This is a genomic window from Streptomyces sp. 1222.5, from assembly GCF_900105245.1.
Lineage (GTDB): Bacteria > Actinomycetota > Actinomycetes > Streptomycetales > Streptomycetaceae > Streptomyces > Streptomyces albidocamelliae.
The window spans coordinates 2,010,030-2,027,565 of the sequence record NZ_FNSZ01000001.1 but is presented as its reverse complement, the minus strand read 5'-3'; the positions used below and the strand labels follow the sequence as shown (position 1 = coordinate 2,027,565).

At 72.3% G+C, this 17,536-nt stretch carries 13 protein-coding genes; 10 read left to right on the top strand and 3 right to left on the bottom strand.

The genetic code is table 11. From position 1 onward, the window contains the following. Positions 1–71: 71 nt before the first annotated feature. Entirely contained in the window at positions 72–1,874 is a 1,803-nt protein-coding gene (gene ggt, locus BLW57_RS09120) for a gamma-glutamyltransferase (protein ID WP_093480615.1), read from the top strand. A gap of 74 nt (positions 1,875–1,948) precedes the next feature. Here ggt and BLW57_RS09115 read toward each other — a convergent pair whose 3' ends face one another. Then, entirely contained in the window at positions 1,949–4,489 is a 2,541-nt protein-coding gene (locus BLW57_RS09115) for an ATP-dependent Clp protease ATP-binding subunit (protein WP_093473534.1), read from the bottom strand. Positions 4,490–4,884: 395 nt separating this feature from the next. After that, on the bottom strand, positions 4,885–5,661 hold the full coding sequence (map, locus tag BLW57_RS09110; protein WP_093473532.1) for a type I methionyl aminopeptidase: 777 nt from the start codon (positions 5,659–5,661) through the stop codon (positions 4,885–4,887). 63 nt (positions 5,662–5,724) lie between these two features. On the opposite strand from map, the gene BLW57_RS09105 reads away from it, so the two are divergent. The 9 genes from BLW57_RS09105 (at position 5,725) to BLW57_RS09065 (ending at position 16,734) form a co-directional block, all read left to right on the top strand. Then, positions 5,725–5,976 carry a helix-turn-helix domain-containing protein gene (locus tag BLW57_RS09105; RefSeq protein ID WP_093473530.1) on the top strand — a complete coding sequence of 84 codons (252 nt, stop codon included), beginning with the start codon at positions 5,725–5,727 and terminating at the stop codon, positions 5,974–5,976. 136 nt (positions 5,977–6,112) lie between these two features. Then, positions 6,113–7,360, top strand: coding sequence for a hypothetical protein (locus BLW57_RS09100; RefSeq protein ID WP_093473528.1), 1,248 nt, complete (start codon positions 6,113–6,115; stop codon positions 7,358–7,360). Between the two features lie 375 nt (positions 7,361–7,735). Then, positions 7,736–8,578: a nitrilase-related carbon-nitrogen hydrolase gene (locus BLW57_RS09095; protein ID WP_093473526.1), complete on the top strand. Its 843-nt coding sequence runs from the start codon at positions 7,736–7,738 to the stop codon at positions 8,576–8,578. A 29-nt stretch (positions 8,579–8,607) separates the two neighbouring features. After that, entirely contained in the window at positions 8,608–9,858 is a 1,251-nt protein-coding gene (locus BLW57_RS09090) for an aspartate aminotransferase family protein (RefSeq protein WP_176985916.1), read from the top strand. 120 nt (positions 9,859–9,978) lie between these two features. Next, positions 9,979–11,562: a PucR family transcriptional regulator gene (locus tag BLW57_RS09085; RefSeq protein WP_093473522.1), complete on the top strand. Its 1,584-nt coding sequence runs from the start codon at positions 9,979–9,981 to the stop codon at positions 11,560–11,562. 155 nt (positions 11,563–11,717) lie between these two features. Continuing rightward, the gene (locus BLW57_RS09080) at positions 11,718–12,560 is read left to right on the top strand and encodes a nitrilase-related carbon-nitrogen hydrolase (RefSeq protein WP_093473520.1); all 843 of its coding nucleotides are present in this window, start codon (positions 11,718–11,720) and stop codon (positions 12,558–12,560) included. 91 nt (positions 12,561–12,651) lie between these two features. Beyond that, complete coding sequence (gene hydA, locus BLW57_RS09075) at positions 12,652–14,055, top strand: dihydropyrimidinase (protein WP_093473518.1); 1,404 nt, start codon at positions 12,652–12,654, stop codon at positions 14,053–14,055. 11 nt (positions 14,056–14,066) lie between these two features. After that, positions 14,067–15,086 (top strand): TIGR03842 family LLM class F420-dependent oxidoreductase, encoded by a 1,020-nt coding sequence (locus tag BLW57_RS09070; protein ID WP_093473516.1) that lies wholly within the window; start codon positions 14,067–14,069, stop codon positions 15,084–15,086. A 121-nt stretch (positions 15,087–15,207) separates the two neighbouring features. Continuing rightward, positions 15,208–16,734 (top strand): NCS1 family nucleobase:cation symporter-1, encoded by a 1,527-nt coding sequence (locus BLW57_RS09065; protein WP_093473514.1) that lies wholly within the window; start codon positions 15,208–15,210, stop codon positions 16,732–16,734. A 16-nt stretch (positions 16,735–16,750) separates the two neighbouring features. On the opposite strand, the gene BLW57_RS09060 is transcribed toward BLW57_RS09065, so the two are convergent. Next, positions 16,751–17,419 carry a hypothetical protein gene (locus tag BLW57_RS09060; protein WP_093473512.1) on the bottom strand — a complete coding sequence of 223 codons (669 nt, stop codon included), beginning with the start codon at positions 17,417–17,419 and terminating at the stop codon, positions 16,751–16,753. Positions 17,420–17,536: the final 117 nt, after the last annotated feature.

Here is a 17,536-nt window from a genome sequence, read left to right as displayed (position 1 = left end):
CCACCGAGGCGTACTGTCGGTACTACGGCGATCTGGTTACGCTGCGCGGACTGTCCCGACGGGAGGTACGCATGGGTCGTCCTGGTACCCGGAAACTCGTGGTTCTGGCGGTCTCGGCCGTCGTGGTGTCGGCGGGCGCGACGGCGCCGCCCGCGGTGGCGACGGACGGCAGGCCCGCCAAGGTCCCCGTGGCGGTCGGCTACGGCGGAGCCGTCTCCAGCGTCGACGCGGACGCCTCCGCCGCCGGCATCGACGTCCTCAAGCACGGCGGCAACGCGGTCGACGCGGCCGTCGCCACGGCCGCCGCCCTCGGCGTCACCGAGCCCTACTCCGCCGGCGTCGGCGGAGGCGGCTACTTCGTCTACTACGACGCCAAGACCCGTACGGTGCACACGGTCGACGGCCGTGAGACCGCACCGCTCAGCGCCGACTCCGACCTCTTCACGGAGAACGGCAAGCCGCTCGCCTTCTCCGACGCCGTCAGCAGCGGCCTGAGCGTCGGCACCCCGGGCACCCCCGCCACCTGGCAGACGGCACTGGACCGGTGGGGCAGCGAGAAGCTCCGTACCGTCCTGCGGCCCGCCGAGCGGATCGCCCGCGACGGCTTCACGGTGGACGACACCTTCCGCTCCCAGACCGCGTCCAACGAGACCCGGTTCCGCTACTTCCCCGACACCGCCCGGCTGTTCCTGCCGAACGGACGGCTCCCCGAGGTCGGCTCCACGCTGAAGAACCCCGAACTCGCCCGCACCTACGAGCAGCTCGGCCGCGAGGGCGTCGACGCGATCTACCGCGGGGACATCGGCGACGACATCGTCAAGACGGTCGAGCACCCGCCGGTCGACCCCGCCTCCGGCTGGAACGCCCGCCCGGGCAAGCTGGCCGAGAAGGACCTCGCCGTCTACCGCGCCAAGCTCCAGGCACCCACCAGGACGTCGTACCGCGGCCTGAACGTGTACTCCATCGCACCCTCCTCCTCCGGCGGCACGACGGTCGGCGAGGCCCTCAACATCCTGGAGAACAGCGACCTTTCGAAGGCGGACGAGGTGCAGTACCTGCACCACTTCATCGAGGCGAGCCGCATCGCCTTCGCCGACCGGGGGCGCTGGGCCGGCGACCCCGCCTTCGAGGACGTACCGACGAAAGAGCTGCTGTCGCAGCGGTTCGCCGACTCCCGCGCCTGCCTGATCAAGGACGACGCCGTCCTCACCAGCCCGCTCGCCCCCGGCGACCCGCGTCACCCGGCGGCCTGCGGCAAGGGCGGTACGACGGCGCCCACGACCTACGAGGGCGAGAACACCACCCACCTGACCGTGGCCGACAAGTGGGGCAACGTCGTCGCCTACACGCTCACCATCGAGCAGACCGGCGGCAGCGGCATCACCGTGCCCGGCCGCGGCTTCCTGCTCAACAACGAGCTGACCGACTTCTCCTTCACCCCGGCCAACCCCGCCGTGCACGACCCGAACCTGCCGGGACCGGGCAAGCGGCCCCGCTCGTCCATCTCGCCGACGATCGTCCTCGACGGGCACAACCGGCCCGTCGTGGCGCTCGGTTCACCCGGCGGCGCGACGATCATCACCACCGTGCTGCAGACGCTCACCGGGTTCGTGGATCGGCGGCTGCCCCTGGTCGACGCGATCGCCGCACCCCGCGCCAGCCAGCGCAACGCGGCCCAGACCGAGCTGGAGCCGGCCCTCTACAACAGCGACCTGCGGTCCCGGCTGGAGGCGATCGGGCACAGCTTCAAACTCAACCCGGAGATCGGCGCGGCCACCGGTGTGCAGCGGCTGCCCGACGGGAAGTGGCTGGCCGCCGCCGAGAAGGTACGGCGCGGCGGCGGCTCGGCGATGGTCGTGCGTCCGGCGCGCTAGGGCCCGGCACGCCGAAGTCGGAGTCAGGGCGCCACGCGGCGCCGTGCCCCCGCCGGGGCGCGGCGCCGTGTCCCTCACAACTCCGGTGCGGGGTGCGGGGCGTCACCGGTGCGGAAGTCCAGCCGCCCGTCCTTCACGTCCACCGTGACCCGACTGCCCTCCGAGATGGTGCCGTCGAGCAGCAGCCTGGACAGCTGGTTGTCCACCTCGCGCTGGATGGTGCGGCGCAGCGGCCGGGCGCCGTACTCCGGCTGGTAGCCGCGCTCGGCGAGCCAGTCCACGGCCGCGGTCGTGAACTCGACCCCGACGCCCTGTCCGTCCAGCAGCCGCCGTGTGCCCTCCAGCAACAGGTCGGTGATCTGCCGCAGTTGCTCGCTGGTCAGCTGTCGGAAGACCACGATCTCGTCGATACGGTTGAGGAACTCGGGCCGGAAGTGCTCGCGCAGCGGCCGCAGGATCTGCTCGCGCCGAGCCTCCTCGTCGGCCTCCGCGCCACCCGGCCCGAAGCCGATGCCGGCGCCGCGCCGGGTGATCGCCTCGGAGCCGAGGTTGCTCGTCATGACGATGACGGTGTTGGTGAAGTCCACCGTCCGGCCCTGGGAGTCGGTCAGGCGGCCGTCGTCCAGCACCTGGAGCAGGATGTTGAAGACGTCCGGGTGCGCCTTCTCCACCTCGTCGAGCAGCAGCAGCGAGTACGGGTGCCTGCGCACCACCTCGGTGAGCTGTCCGGCCTCCTCGTGGCCGACGTACCCGGGTGGGGCACCCACCAGTCGGGACACCGTGTGCCGCTCCTGGTACTCGCTCATGTCGAGGCGGACCATGCGGTCCTCGCTGCCGAACAGCGCCTCGGCGAGCGCCCGGGCCAGTTCGGTCTTGCCGACGCCGGTCGGGCCGAGGAAGAGAAAGCTGCCGATCGGCCGGTTGGGGCTCGCGAGCCCGGCGCGGGAACGCAGCACGGCCTCCGCGACCACGCCGACGGCCTCCTCCTGGCCGACGACCCGCTGGTGCAGGTGCGCCTCCAGGCCGAGCAGCCGCTCCTTCTCCTCCTGGGTGAGGCGGCTGACCGGGATGCCGGTCTGACGGGACACCACCTCGGCGATGGCCTCGGCCGTCACCTCCAGGTCCAGCCCCTCGTCGCCCTTGTCGTCGTCGCTCGCCTCGGTGATGTGCCGCTTCAGCTCGCCGATCCGGTCGCGCAGGTCCTTGGCCCGGTCGTAATCCTCGTCCGCGACGGCCTGGTCCTTGTCGCAGACCAGTTGTTCCACCTCGCGCTCCATCGCGCGCACGTCCGCGTCCTTCGTCCGGGCGCCCAGCCGGACCCGGGCGCCCGCCTGGTCGATCAGGTCGATCGCCTTGTCCGGCAGCCGGCGGTCGGTGAGGTACCGGTCCGACAGCTCCACGGCCGCGACCAGTGCCTCGTCGGTGTAGCGGATCTGGTGGTGGGCCTCGTAGCGGTCGCGCAGCCCGCGCAGGATCTCGATCGTGTCCTCGACGGTCGGCTCCGGCACCAGGACCGGCTGGAAGCGGCGGGCCAGCGCCGCGTCCTTCTCGATCCGGCGGAACTCCTCCAGGGTGGTCGCGCCCACGATGTGCAGCTCGCCACGGGCCAGCGCGGGCTTGAGGATGTTGCCCGCGTCCATGGCGCCGCCCTCGCCGCCGGAGCCGGCGCCCACCACGGTGTGCAGCTCGTCGATGAAGACGATCAGCCGGTCGGAGTGCGCGCGGATCTCCTCCACGATGTTGTTTATGCGCTCCTCGAAGTCGCCCCGGTAGCGGGTGCCGGCCACGACCCCGGTGAGGTCCAGGGCGACCACCCGCCGCCCGGCCAGCACGTCCGGCACGTCCCCGTCGGCGATCCGCTCCGCGAGCCCTTCCACGATGGCCGTCTTGCCGACGCCCGCGTCACCGATCAGCACGGGGTTGTTCTTCCCGCGCCGTGACAGCACCTCGATGGTCTGCTCGATCTCCGTGTCCCGGCCGATGACGGGGTCGACGCGGCCCTGCCGGGCCAGCTCGGTCAGATCGCGGCCGTACTTGTCCAGGGTGGGTGTGCCGGTGGGCCGCTGCCGCTCGGGGCGCGTCTGCGTGCTCTCCGGGGTCTCGGGCGGCAGGGAGCCCGCCGAGAACCGGGCCGCGTTCAGGATGTGCCCGGCCGCCGAGTCGGGGTTCGAGGCCAGTGCGCTCAGCACGTGCTCCGGGCCGATGTACCCGGCACCGCTGGCCCGTGCCATGTCGTGCGCGTCGAGCAGGGCCCGCTTGACGGCCGGGGTCAGCGACAGCGAGGTCGGCGGCGGGACGTCGCCCGCCTGGTGCTGGACGGGTCCGGAACGGTCGTCGATCTCCGTCGCGAGCGAGTCGGGATCCGCGCCGGACCGGCTCAGCAGGCTCCGGGTGGGCTCGGTGGACACCGCGGCGCGCAGCAGGTGCTGGGTGTCCAGATCCCGGCTGCCGTGCTCGGCGGCGTACTGGGCGGCCCCTTTGACCAGCTCCCGGGCCGGCTGGCTGAGCAGACGGCCGATGTCGATGTGGCGAGGGCGGTTGGCCCCGCCCGTGGCACCGCTGAAGAAGCGGGCCAGGAACTCACCGAAGGGGTCAGGAGGGTAGCCGTTGGTCATGGCATGGGTTCCTTCGCTGACGACAAGCGGAGCGGCCGGGTAGCCCAGGAGCGGGTTGCTCATGCCCACGATGTCACGATCCGTGGGGGTGGGCATGTTCGCCTTCGGGAGGGGATGCCCGTTCCGTCCGCCGCCCCTGGGGAGGGGCCCGTGGCCCGCGGGGCGGAGGGTGTCGCGTGTCCCTCGGGCGGGGCCGGGGGGGGGCCGGGGGCGAGGTCTTTCCGCGCGGCCGGGGCGGGGGTCGCTGCCGGCTCGGCCGGGCGTCCACCGGGCGGGGAGGCGTCCGGGCCGCTCGGGTCAGGGACCGATTCCGCGCCGCGCGTGGGTCTCCCGTGCGGCACGAGGATCTCCCGTGCCGGTCGAGGTGAGGGCTGACGGTTCCCGCGCCGGCCCGGTCAGAGGGCTTCCCGTGCCGTCAGGATGCGGGGGCCGGACTCCGTGACGGCCACGGTGTGCTCGGCGTGGGCCGCGCGGGAGCCGTCGGTCGTGCGCAGGGTCCAGCCGTCGTCGGCCTCGTAGTAGTGGTCCTTGCCGCCGGCGATCAGCATGGGCTCGATGGCGATGACCATGCCGGGGCGGAGGGGGAGACCGCGTCCGGGGCGGCCCTCGTTCGGCACCTCGGGGTCCTCGTGCATACGGCGGCCCACACCGTGACCGCCGAAGCCCTGCGGGATGCCGTAGCCGGCCGTACGGCACACGCTGCCGACGGCGTGCGCGATGTCGCCGATGCGGTTGCCGGGCACGGCCGCCTCGATCCCCGCCGCCAGTGCCCGCTCGGCGGTGTCGACCAGCCGGAGGTCGGCCGCCCGCGGACGGCCCACCACGAAGCTGACGGCCGAGTCGCCGGCCCAGCCGTCCAGCTCGGCGCCGCAGTCGACGGAGAGCAGATCGCCGTCGCGGAGCCGGTACCGGGTCGGGATGCCGTGCACGATCGCGTCGTTGACCGACGCGCAGATCACCGCTGGGAAGGGGGTCGGCGCGAAGGAGGGGCGATAGCCGAGGAACGGCGACGACGCCCCCGCCTCGCGCAACACCTCCCGTGCGATCTCGTCCAGCTCCAGCAGGGAGACACCCACGTGCGCGGCCTGCCGTACGGCCGTGAGGGCCCGCCCGACGACCTGGCCCGCCGCGTGCATCGCGTCGATCGATGCGTCCGTCTTCAACTCCACCATGCCAATTACTATACCGGTATTTGAATGGGTGCCGTGCCGAGGGGCGGTATTAGAATCGGTTCCATGGTGCGCACCCCTCTCACCCCCGAAGAGCGTGAACGCGGCGAGCGGCTCGGGCAGCTGCTGCGCGAGGCGCGCGGCGGCCGGAGCATGCCCGAGGTCGCCGCCGAGGCCGGCGTGTCGGCCGAGACCATCCGCAAGATCGAGACGGGGCGGGCGCCGACTCCGGCGTTCTTCACGGTGGCCGCGCTGGCCCGGGTGCTCGGCCTGTCGATGGACGACATCGTCGAGCGGTGCGCGCTCGTGGTCGTCTGACGCGGCCGTGCGCGCACCGGCCGGCCCCCCATGCTGAGCCGTCCGCAGGCTTCCCGAAAACTCTGCGTAGCAGTCCGGTAACACAACTGGTGTTGCCTACCGACCGGAATGCTGGCAGTCGGGCGGGAGCTGGGCGATGGCATGGGATCGACTTCCCGATCGAGTACGGGAGTTCGCGAGCTACCTGGACGGCCTCATGGCGCGCCTGGACCAGGGCGGAGGCTGGAGCGCGGTCTTCTGGCAGCGCGACCCGGAGGGCATGCAGGCCTGCCTGGACGGGCGGGAGGTGCCGCCGTGGGACGTGGTGGAGGCGCTGCTCCACGACCTCGGTGCGGCGTACGGCCCCGCCGCCGCGACGGCCGAACGGCAGCGGGCCCGCGCGCTGCACACCGCCGCGACCGGTGCGTACGACGCCCGGCCGGGCGCCCGGGACGCCCTGGCGGGCCGGCTCGACGCCATGCTCGGGGAGCAGCGGTACGCCGCCGAACGCAAGGCCGAACTGAGCCGCCTGCTGTCGGCGCCGGCCTCCCCGCAACAGGCGGAAGCCCTGCGCCTCGACCTCGCCTGGGCCCAGGACGACCACGACCGTGCCACCGCCCGCTGCGCCGAACTCCGGTCGCGTCTGGAGGAGTCGGCGCGGAAGCCGGCGGAAGGGGCGGCGGCCCGCGGACGCCGTCGCGGCGGTGCTCGGTTCGCCGGGCTGGCCGGGGACGAGGCCGCCGCGGTGGCCGTGCCGCAGACCTCGGTGCCGGTGGTGGAGCCTCGCGGTGGGCGGCGCGCGCCGCGGGGAGCCCGGTTCGCCGGGGCCGCGGCGGAGGCCGAGCCGGTGCCGGTCCCCGTCGAGGCGGTCGACGACGCGGCGGCCGAGGCCGTCGAGCGCGCGGTGGAGCGGCTGGCGCGGCTGCGGGCGCAGGGGCGCAGCGGGGAGGCGCACGCGTTGCTGGTGGAGGCCACGGGATGGCCCGCCGGCCGCCTCCCGCTGCTCGCGGACGCCCTGCACCGGGCGGGGCTCGGCGCCGACTGGGCGACCCTGCTGTGGGAGTCCGCCGCGCTGCCCGCCGAGCGCCTGGTCGACGCGGCCGACGCGCTGGCCGGGGCCGGCCGGGACGCCGACGGCCGGCAGATGCTCAGGCAGGGCGTGGTGCGCCCGGCGGAGCAGATCGGCGCCGCCGTGCTGCGGCTGGCGGGCGAGGGGCGCGGCCGGGAGGTGCGGGCCCTGCTGGACGCGTACGTGCGCATGCGCACCCCCGAAGAGGCCGCCCGGAGCGTCGCCGAGGCCCCCGACCGCCTCGTCCCCCTCCTCCTGGAAGCGGCCCGTGCCGTCTCCTCCGAACGCCACTGGGACCTCGTCCACGCCCTCCGCGTCGCCGGCCACGCGCCGTGACGCCCCCTCCGAGCCGCCGTGCGGGTCCCCGGAGCGCGCCGTGCGGGTTGAGGGCGCCCGACGCGACCGTTGCCCGGCGGGGCGCCGGGGCGGGTCCCGCCGGTGCTGCCGCCTCGCCCGGCAGGCGCTCCGACGGCCGGGCCCCCGCCACGCCGGCCGCACCCATCGTGAGGCGCCTCCGGGACCTGGTCCCGTCGTGTCCCCGTCCGCCCCCTGGCCGGGCGGCTTCGCTCACCCACAGGAGTGTGAAACGTGATCGACTCCGCGGGTTGACGACGATGGTCTTGGCAAGGGGCGTCGGGAGGCTTACTTTCGTCCCTCTACGGCCTGCTCTACGGGCGTAGAGGCTCTGAGGTCGCGTCGAAGGAGCAGCTCATGGCCAACGTCGTCCGCGCCGCTCTGGTCCAGGCCACCTGGACCGGCGACACCGAGTCCATGGTGGCGAAACACGAGGAGTACGCCCGCGAGGCGGCCCGCCGAGGCGCGAAGATCATCGGCTTCCAGGAAGTCTTCAACGCCCCCTACTTCTGCCAGGTCCAGGAGGCGGAGCACTACCGGTGGGCCGAACCGGTGCCCGACGGCCCGACGGTCCGCCGTATGGAGCAACTCGCGCGCGATACCGGCATGGTGATCGTCGTACCGGTCTTCGAGGTCGAGCAGTCCGGCTTCTACTACAACACCGCCGCCGTCATCGACGCCGACGGCACCTTCCTCGGCAAGTACCGCAAGCACCACATCCCGCAGGTGAAGGGCTTCTGGGAGAAGTACTACTTCAAGCCCGGCAACCTGGGCTGGCCCGTCTTCGACACCGCTGTCGGCAAGGTGGGCGTCTACATCTGCTACGACCGGCACTTCCCCGAGGGCTGGCGGCAACTGGGACTCAACGGCGCCCAGTTGGTGTACAACCCCTCCGCCACCCACCGCGGTCTCTCCGCCTACCTCTGGCAGCTGGAGCAGCCCGCCGCGGCCGTCGCCAACGAGTACTTCGTCGCCGCCATCAACCGCATCGGCCAGGAGGACTACGGCGACAACGACTTCTACGGCACGAGTTACTTCGTCGACCCGCGTGGGCAGTTCGTCGGCGACGTAGCCAGCGACAAGACCGAGGAACTCCTCATCCGCGACCTGGACTTCGACCTCATCGAGCAGGTACGGCAGCAGTGGGCCTTCTATCGCGACCGCCGCCCCGACGCCTACGAAGGACTGGTACAGCCGTGAACGACCTCTACTCCCGCCACCGCCAGGTCATGCCCGAGTGGCTCGCCCTCTACTACGACGACCCGCTGGAGATCACCCACGGCGAGGGACGGCACGTCTGGGACTCCGCGGGCAACCGGTACCTGGACTTCTTCGGCGGCATCCTGACCACGATGACCGCTCACGCGCTGCCCGAGGTGACCAAGGCGGTGAGCGAGCAGGCCGGGCGGATCCTGCACTCCTCGACCCTCTACCTCAACCGGCCGATGGTCGACCTCGCCGAGCGCATCGCCCAGTTGAGCGGCATCCCGGACGCCCGGGTGTTCTTCACGACCTCCGGCACCGAGGCCAACGACACCGCGCTGCTGCTCGCCACCACCTACCGGCGCGGCAACACGGTCCTCGCGATGCGCAACAGCTACCACGGGCGCTCCTTCAGCGCGGTCGGCGTCACCGGCAACCGCAGCTGGTCCCCGACCTCGCTGTCCCCGCTGCAGACCCTGTACGTCCACGGCGGCGTCCGTACCCGGGGCCCGTACGCCCACCTCGACGACCGCGCGTTCATCGACGCGTGCGTGGCCGACCTGAGGGACATCCTCGGCCACACCCGGCCGCCCGCCGCGCTGATCGCCGAACCGGTGCAGGGCGTGGGCGGGTTCACCTCCCCGCCCGACGGCCTCTACGCCGCCTTCCGCGAGGTCCTGAACGAGCACGGCATCCTGTGGATCGCCGACGAGGTGCAGACCGGCTGGGGCCGCACCGGCGACCACTTCTGGGGCTGGCAGGCGCACGCCCGCAGCGGCCCGCCGGACCTCGTCACCTTCGCCAAGGGCATCGGCAACGGCATGTCCATCGGCGGGGTCGTCGGCCGCGCCGAGATCATGAACTGCCTGGACGCCAACAGCATCTCCACCTTCGGCGGCACGCAGATCACCATGGCCGCCGGTCTCGCCAACCTCGCCTACCTGGTCGAACACGACCTGCAGGGCAACGCGCGCCGGGTCGGCGGGCTGCTCATCGAGCGGCTGCGGGCCGTCGCCGCCAAGCTGCCGGGCGTACGCGAGGTGCGCGGACGCGGGCTGATGATCGGTGTCGAGCTGGTCCGGCCCGGGACGGACGAGGCCGATCCGAAGGCGGCCGCCGCCGTGCTCGAGGCGGCCCGCGAGGGCGGGCTGCTCATCGGGAAGGGCGGCGGCCACGACACCAGCGCCCTGCGCATCGCCCCGCCGCTGTCCCTGACGGTGGCGGAGGCCGAGGAAGGGGCGGCCATCCTCGAACGCGCGCTGCGGAGTTCGTACTAGGCGCGTGGCGAGGGAAGCCGTGACGGGTCTCGTGGGCGGTCGTCCGCGGGGCCGTCGCGGCCGGTCGCGCAGATCCCCGCGCCCCGTCGGGGCGCCACCGTCCGAGCGAGGGATACGGCCATGGCATCCGACACCGACCTCCGCCCCCCCGCCCGGCAGCCGTCCGAACCCGTCCTCTCCGTCCGCCAGGTGCTCACCCTGGAGCGGGTGCTCGCCGGGGAGCCGGAAGTGGTCGCCGGGGCCGGGCAGCTCGACCGGCCCGTGCGCTGGGTGCACGTCGCCGAGGCGGCCGACGTCGGCGTGATGCTCACCGGAGGGGAGATGGTGCTCACCACCGGGGTGCTCCTCGCCGGGGACGAGGCCAAGCAGGCCGAGTACATCCAGTCCCTGCACCGGGCCGAGGCCTCGGCCGTCGTGCTCGGCCTCGGCCGGGCCTTTCCCACCCCGCCCGAGGTGATGCGCCGGGCCGCCGAGCGGTGCGGGCTGCCCATGGTGGTCCTGCACCGGCCGTTCCCCTTCGCCGAGCTGACGGAGGAGGTCCAGAGCCGGCTGGTGCGCCGGAAGTTCGCCGCGGTCAGCCTGTCGGAGACCGTGCGGACGGCCCTCACCGGACTCATCACGGCCGGCGCCCCGCTCGGCCGGCTCCTCGACGAGGTCGCCCGGCACAGCGGCTGCCCGGTCGTCGTCACCAACCTCGCCCACCGGGTCCTCGCCACGGCGGGGGAGCGGTCCGCGGTGGACGACGTGCTGCGCGACTGGGAACGCATCGCCCGGCAGGCCGGCGGCGCCGCGGGAGACGGCTGGATCAGCGCCGAGCTGGGCGGGCGCGGGGAGCGGTGGGGCCGGCTGCTGCTGTGCGGCTACCGCGGCGACACGGCCACCGGACGGCTGCTCGCCGACCGGGCCGCCGAGGCGCTGGTCCTGCACCGCATGCTCGGCGGCGGCTCCGCCCACAGCTGGGAGGAGCAGTCCGCGCAGAGCCTGCTCACCGACCTGGTCTCCGGGGTCGTACCGGCCCGGCAGGTGCTGCCGCGGGCCCGCGCCGCCGGACTGCCGGTCAACCGAAGGACCTTCGTCCCGCTCGTCGTCCCCGGCGGGGACCCGGCCCGGCTCGGCCGGGTGCTGCGCATGCTGGGACTGCCCGGGCTGGTCGCCGAGCTGGCGGACGGGGCCACCGCGGTCCTGCTCAGTCTGGCCCGCGACCAGCACGCGCAGGCGCTCACCGCCCACTTCGCGGCCCGGCTCCGCGACGAGACCGACCCGGCGGCCACGGTCGCCGCCGCCGAACCGCGCACCGTCTGGGACGACGTGCCCGCCGGGCTGCGGGAGGCCCGGCATGTCGCCGAGGCCGTCGCCGACTCCACGGCCGCCCTCGACCCGCCGGCCGTCGTACGGCTGAAGGACGTCCATCTGCGCGGGCTGGTCCGGCTGCTGCGGGACGACCCGCACGTGCAGTCCTTCGCCGAGCGGGAGCTGGACGGGCTGCTGCGGGCGGCCGAACCGGAACTGCTGAACGTCCTGCGGACCTACCTGGCGACGGGCCGCAACAAGTCCCGTACCGCCCAGCTCCACCATGTCTCCCGGCCAGCCCTCTACCGCCGTCTGGAGGCGATACAGGGCCGCCTCGGCGTCGACCTGGACGACTTCGAACAGGCGGCCTCCGTGCACATCGCGCTCCTCGCGCATGACGCGCAACAGGGGTGAAACATGCGACGACCTGGGAAAACGGCGGTGAAACATGAGCCCACGCAGACGTGACACGGTGGCACGCCCGGACCCCGCAGACGTGACACGCTGCCACTCAAAGGCACCGTCCGGGCTTCCTAGGCTCTCGGCACACCGAGCTACCGGAGGTCCCGATGAGCCGAGTGATCCGAGCCGCCCTCTTCCAGACCGCCTGGACCGGCGACAAGGAATCCATGATCCAGGTCCACGAGCAGGCGGCGCGCGACGCGGCCGCGCAGGGCGCCCAGGTGCTCTGCTTCCAGGAGCTGTTCTACGGCCCCTACTTCTGCCAAGTCCAGGACAAGGCGTTCTACGAGTACGCCGAGCGGATCCCCGAGGGCCCCACCGTCCGGCGCTTCCAGACCCTCGCCCGCGAGCTGGGCATCGTCCTGGTCCTGCCGATGTACGAGGAGGAGCAGCCGGGCGTCCTGTACAACACGGCCGCCGTGATCGACGCGGACGGCTCCTACCTCGGCAAGTACCGCAAGACCCACATCCCCCAGGTGCAGGGGTTCTGGGAGAAGTTCTACTTCCGTCCCGGCAACAGCGGCTGGCCCGTCTTCGACACCGCCGTCGGCCGGATCGGCGTGTACATCTGCTACGACCGGCACTTCCCGGAGGGCTGGCGGGCGCTGGGCCTCGCCGGCGCCGAGATCGTCTTCAACCCCTCCGCGACCTCGCGCGGGCTCTCCCGCTACCTGTGGCAGCTGGAGCAGCCGGCGGCGGCCGTCGCCAACGAGTACTTCGTCGGCGCGATCAACCGGGTCGGCGTGGAGGACCTGGGCGACAACGACTTCTACGGCACCACCTACTTCGTGGACCCGGAGGCCCAGTTCGTGGGGGAGGTGGCGAGCGACAAGGAGACCGAACTCGTCGTCCGCGACCTCGACCTGGCGAAACTCCGCGAGGTCCGCGACCGCTGGCAGTTCTACCGCGACCGCGCGCCGGGCGCGTACGGGCCGCTGACGGCGCCCTGACGACGGAGCCCGCAACGGCTCCGGCACGGGGCGCGGGGGACCGCGCGACCAGCCACCGACGACCCGCAGGCGACCACGAAGGAGAGGGCTCATGAGCCGCCGAACAGTGATCCGCGGTGGTCTCGTCATCACCGCGTCCGACGAGATCCACGCCGACGTGCTGATCGAGGACGGCCGTATCGCCGCCCTCGCCGCCACCGGCACCCCCGCCGCCGAGGCGTTCGGCGCCGACCGGACCATCGACGCCACCGGGAAGTACGTCATCCCGGGCGGCGTCGACGCCCACACCCACATGGAGCTGCCGTTCGGCGGCACCTTCGCCTCCGACACCTTCGAGACCGGTACCCGCGCCGCCGCCTGGGGCGGGACCACGACGATCGTCGACTTCGCGGTGCAGAGCGTCGGCCACACCCTGCGCGAGGGCCTCGACGCCTGGCACGCCAAGGCCGAGGGCAACTGCGCGATCGACTACGGCTTCCACATGATCGTCTCCGACGTGAACCAGGAGACGCTGAAGGAGATGGACCTGCTGATCGAGGAGGGAGTCACCTCCTTCAAGCAGTTCATGGCCTACCCGGGGGTGTTCTACTCGGACGACGGGCAGATCCTGCGGGCCATGCAGCGCTCCGCCGAGAACGGCGGCCTGATCATGATGCACGCCGAGAACGGCATCGCGATCGACGTCCTGGTCGAGCAGGCGCTGGCCCGAGGGGAGACCGACCCGCGCTACCACGGCGAGGTCCGCAAGGCCCTGCTGGAGGCCGAGGCCACCCACCGCGCCATCCGCCTCGCCCAGGTCGCCGGGGCGCCGCTGTACGTCGTGCACGTCTCGGCGACGGAGGCGGTGGCCGAGCTGGCGCGGGCCCGGGACGAGGGGCTGAACGTCTTCGGCGAGACCTGCCCGCAGTACCTGTTCCTGTCCACCGACAACCTGGCGGAGCCCGACTTCGAGGGCGCCAAGTACGTGTGCAGCACCCCGCTCAGGCCCAGGGAGCACCAGGCCGCCCTGTGGAGGGGGCTGCGCACCAACGACCTCCAGGTGGTCTCCACCGACCACTGCCCCTTCTGCTTCACCGGCCAGAAGGAACTGGGCCGCGGCGACTTCTCCAAGATCCCCAACGGCCTGCCCGGGGTGGAGAACCGCATGGACCTGCTCCACCAGGCCGTCGTCGACGGGCACATCACCCGCCGCCGCTGGATCGAGATCGCGTGCGCCACCCCGGCCCGGATGTTCGGCCTGTACCCGCAGAAGGGCACCATCACCCCGGGCGCCGACGCCGACGTCGTCATCTACGACCCGCACGCCGAGCAGGTCATGTCCGCCGAGACCCACCACATGAACGTCGACTACTCGGCCTACGAGGGCAAACGCGTCACCGGCCGGGTCGAGACGGTGCTCTCGCGCGGCGTGCCCGTCGTCGACCAGCGGGAGTACACCGGACGCGCCGGCCACGGCGTCTACACCCCGCGCTCCACCTGTCAGTACCTCAACTAGGAGTGGCGCCCATGGACTTCGGACTCGTCCTGCAGACCGATCCGCCGGCCTCCCGTGTCATCAGCCTGATGAAGCGGGCCGAGCGCAACGGCTTCCGCTACGGCTGGACCTTCGACTCCGCCGTGCTGTGGCAGGAGCCGTTCGTGATCTACAGCCAGATCCTCGCGAACACCACGAAGCTGACGGTCGGCCCGATGGTCACCAACCCGGGCACCCGCACCTGGGAGGTCACCGCCTCCACCTTCGCCACCCTGAACGACATGTTCGGCAACCGGACCGTCTGCGGCATCGGCCGCGGCGACTCCGCCATGCGCGTCGCGGGCCGCAAACCGAACACCCTGGCGCGGATCAGCGAGGCCATGAAGGTCATCCGCGCCCTCGGACACGGCGAGGAGGCCGACCTCGGCGGCACGAAGATCCGCTTCCCGTGGATCAGAGAGGGCGCCGAACTCCCCGTCTGGATGGCCGCGTACGGCCCGAAGGCGCTCAAGATGACCGGAGAGGAGGCCGACGGGTTCATCCTGCAGCTGTCCGACCTGTACCTCACCGAGTACATGGTGAAGGCCGTCAAGGACGCGGCCGCCGCCGCCGGACGCGACCCGGCGGAGGTGACGATCTGCGTGGCCGCCCCCGCCTACGTCACCGAGGACGACTCGCCCGAGGCCCTCGCCCACGCCCGCGAGCAGTGCCGCTGGTTCGGCGGCATGGTCGGCAACCACGTGGCCGACCTGGTCGACAAGTACGGCGCGCACTCCGCGCAGGTCCCCGAGGAACTCACCGAATACATCAAGGCACGGCAGGGCTACGACTACGCCCACCACGGGCGCAGCGGCAACCCGGACACCCAGTTCGTCCCCGACGAGATCGTCGACCGCTTCTGCGTGATCGGCCCCGCCGAGAAGCACGTGGAGAAGCTGAAGGCGCTTCGCGCGCTGGGCGTCGACCAGTTCGCGGTGTACGACATGCACGACGCGCAGGAGGCGACGATCGACGCCTACGGCAGCCGGATCATTCCCGCCGTCAACTCCTGACCCCCGCACCCGACTCGAACCCCCCACGCCCCTCTTGGTCTCCCCTCCCCGCCGTCCCGGGGAGGGGGCTGGTGCCCGCAACGGCCATTGCCCGATCCCTCTCTCCCCGATTGGCCAGCCCATGACCGACACCGCTCCCACGGCCATACCCCTCTCCGGCCAAGTGACCCTGCCCGACGGGCGCGTGGAACTCGCTCCCGGCACCGAGCCGCCCAGCGGCCCGTACGCCAACGCGGACCTCCTCCCGGTCCCCGCGGCCAAGCGGACCTGGACGACGTACAACTTCTCCGCCCTGTGGGTCGGCATGGCCCACAACACCGCCTCCTGGACCCTGGCCTCCGGGCTGATCGCGGTGGGCATGGACTGGAAACAGGCCGTGTTCACCATCGCCCTCGCCAACCTGATCGTGCTGGTGCCGATGCTGCTGACCGGGCACGCCGGACCGAAGTACGGCATCCCGTTCCCGGTCTTCGCCCGCGCCTCCTTCGGCGTGCGCGGCGCCAACCTGCCCGCCGTCGTAAGGGCGTTGGTGGCCTGCGGCTGGTTCGGCATCCAGACCTGGATCGGCGGCGAGGCCATCTACTTCCTCGCCGGCAAGCTGATCGGTGACAGCTGGGCCGACGCCGCGCGGATCGGCGGCCACGCCTGGACCATGTGGCTGTCGTTCGCGATCTTCTGGGCGATCCAGGTGGCGATCATCTACCGCGGCATGGAGACCATCCGGCGCTTCGAGAACTGGGCCGCGCCCTTCGTGATCGTCGGCGCGCTGGTGATGCTGTGGTGGATGAGCAACAAGGCCGGCGGCGTCGGACCGCTCTTCGACCAGCCGTCCGAGCTGGGCTGGGGCGGCGACTTCTGGAAGCTGTTCTGGCCCTCCCTGATGGGCATGATCGGTTTCTGGTCCACGCTGTCGCTGAACATCCCCGACTTCACCCGCTACGGCCGCAGCCAGAAGGCGCAGACCTGGGGCCAGGCCCTCGGCCTGCCGACGACGATGACTCTGTTCGCCTTCCTGTCGGTGCTGGTCACCTCCGGCTCGCAGGCCGTGTACGGCGAGCCGGTCTGGGACCCGGTCCAGCTCGCCGCCAAGACCGACAACGTGGTCGGCCTGCTCTACGCCCTGGTGACCGTGCTGGTGGCCACCCTGTCCGTGAACATCGCGGCCAACCTGGTCTCCCCGGCCTTCGACTTCTCCAACGTCGCGCCCAGGAAGGTGAGTTTCCGCACCGGAGCGCTGATCACCGCGGTCCTCGCCGTGCTGATCTTCCCGTGGAAGCTGTACTCCGACCCGCAGGGCTACATCTTCACCTGGCTCGGCCTGGTCGGCGGTCTGCTGGGCACGGTCGCGGGCATCCTCGTCGCCGACTACTGGGTCGTGCGCCGCACCCGCCTCGACCTCGCCGACCTGTACCGCGCGGAGGGCCGCTACTGGTACGCCGCCGGCTGGAACTGGCGGGCGGTCGTGGCCTTCCTGGTGGGCGGCGTCCTCGCGATCGGCGGCGCCAGCTTCGAACCGCTGATCGACGGCCGGCCCATCCCCGCGCTCTCCCCGCTCGCCGACTACGGCTGGGCGGTGGGGCTCGGCACCTCCCTGGTGCTCTACCTGGCGCTCACCCTGGCGACAGGCCGCAAGGGAGCCGCGGCCTGAGGCGGTCGGGGGGCGGTCAGCCGGACCGGCCGCCCCCCAGCGCGCCGACCGCGGCCTTCGCCGCCTTGATGGCCCCCTTGTTGATCTCGTCCGTGCTCGGGGCCTTCTTCGACTCGAAGTCACTGCCGTTGTAGGTGACGACCACCAGGGCGTTGGCCTTGCGGACCAGGACCACGCCTTCCCGGGTCTCCTGCTTGTCCTCGGTGGTGAGGTTCACGACCGAGTAGGCGGAGTCCCCGAGCCCGGGGACGGCGCCGCCGCCGCTCTTCTCCTCGACCCGTTGCTCGTACTGCTGCTTCGCCGCCCGGTCGGAGTCGCTGATCTCGAACGACACGTCGAGCCAGCGGTAGTCGAAACCCTTGAGCGCGTTCCAGGAGCAGGTGCGGCGCAGCTCGGTGTCCGTCGACGGGATCTCCTTGCCCGCCGTCTTCGCCCCGGGCACCAGGGCCTTGACGGTCCCCACGGGCACGCTGCCGCAGGGCGAGGGCGCGTCGGCGTACGTCTTCACCGTGGCGTCGGACGACGGGGCGGAGGAGGACTCGGCGGGCGCACCCTGGGGCGCCGGCCGATGCGTGGCCGTGGGCTGTGCGGCCGGGCCGGAGGTCAGCGCCCAGCCGGCGCAGGCGAGGACCGCGACCGGCGACAGACGCGCGGTGAGGGCGAGCGGCAGAGGAAGCAAACGCACGTCGCACTTCTCGTGGGGGACGGGGCGCGGAGGGGTCCGCAATGTGGACGGGGACGACAGTGTCACACGACTGCCTGTGCGGCGGAAGGGCCAACTCCGCTGTGTGCGCGGCCGGTC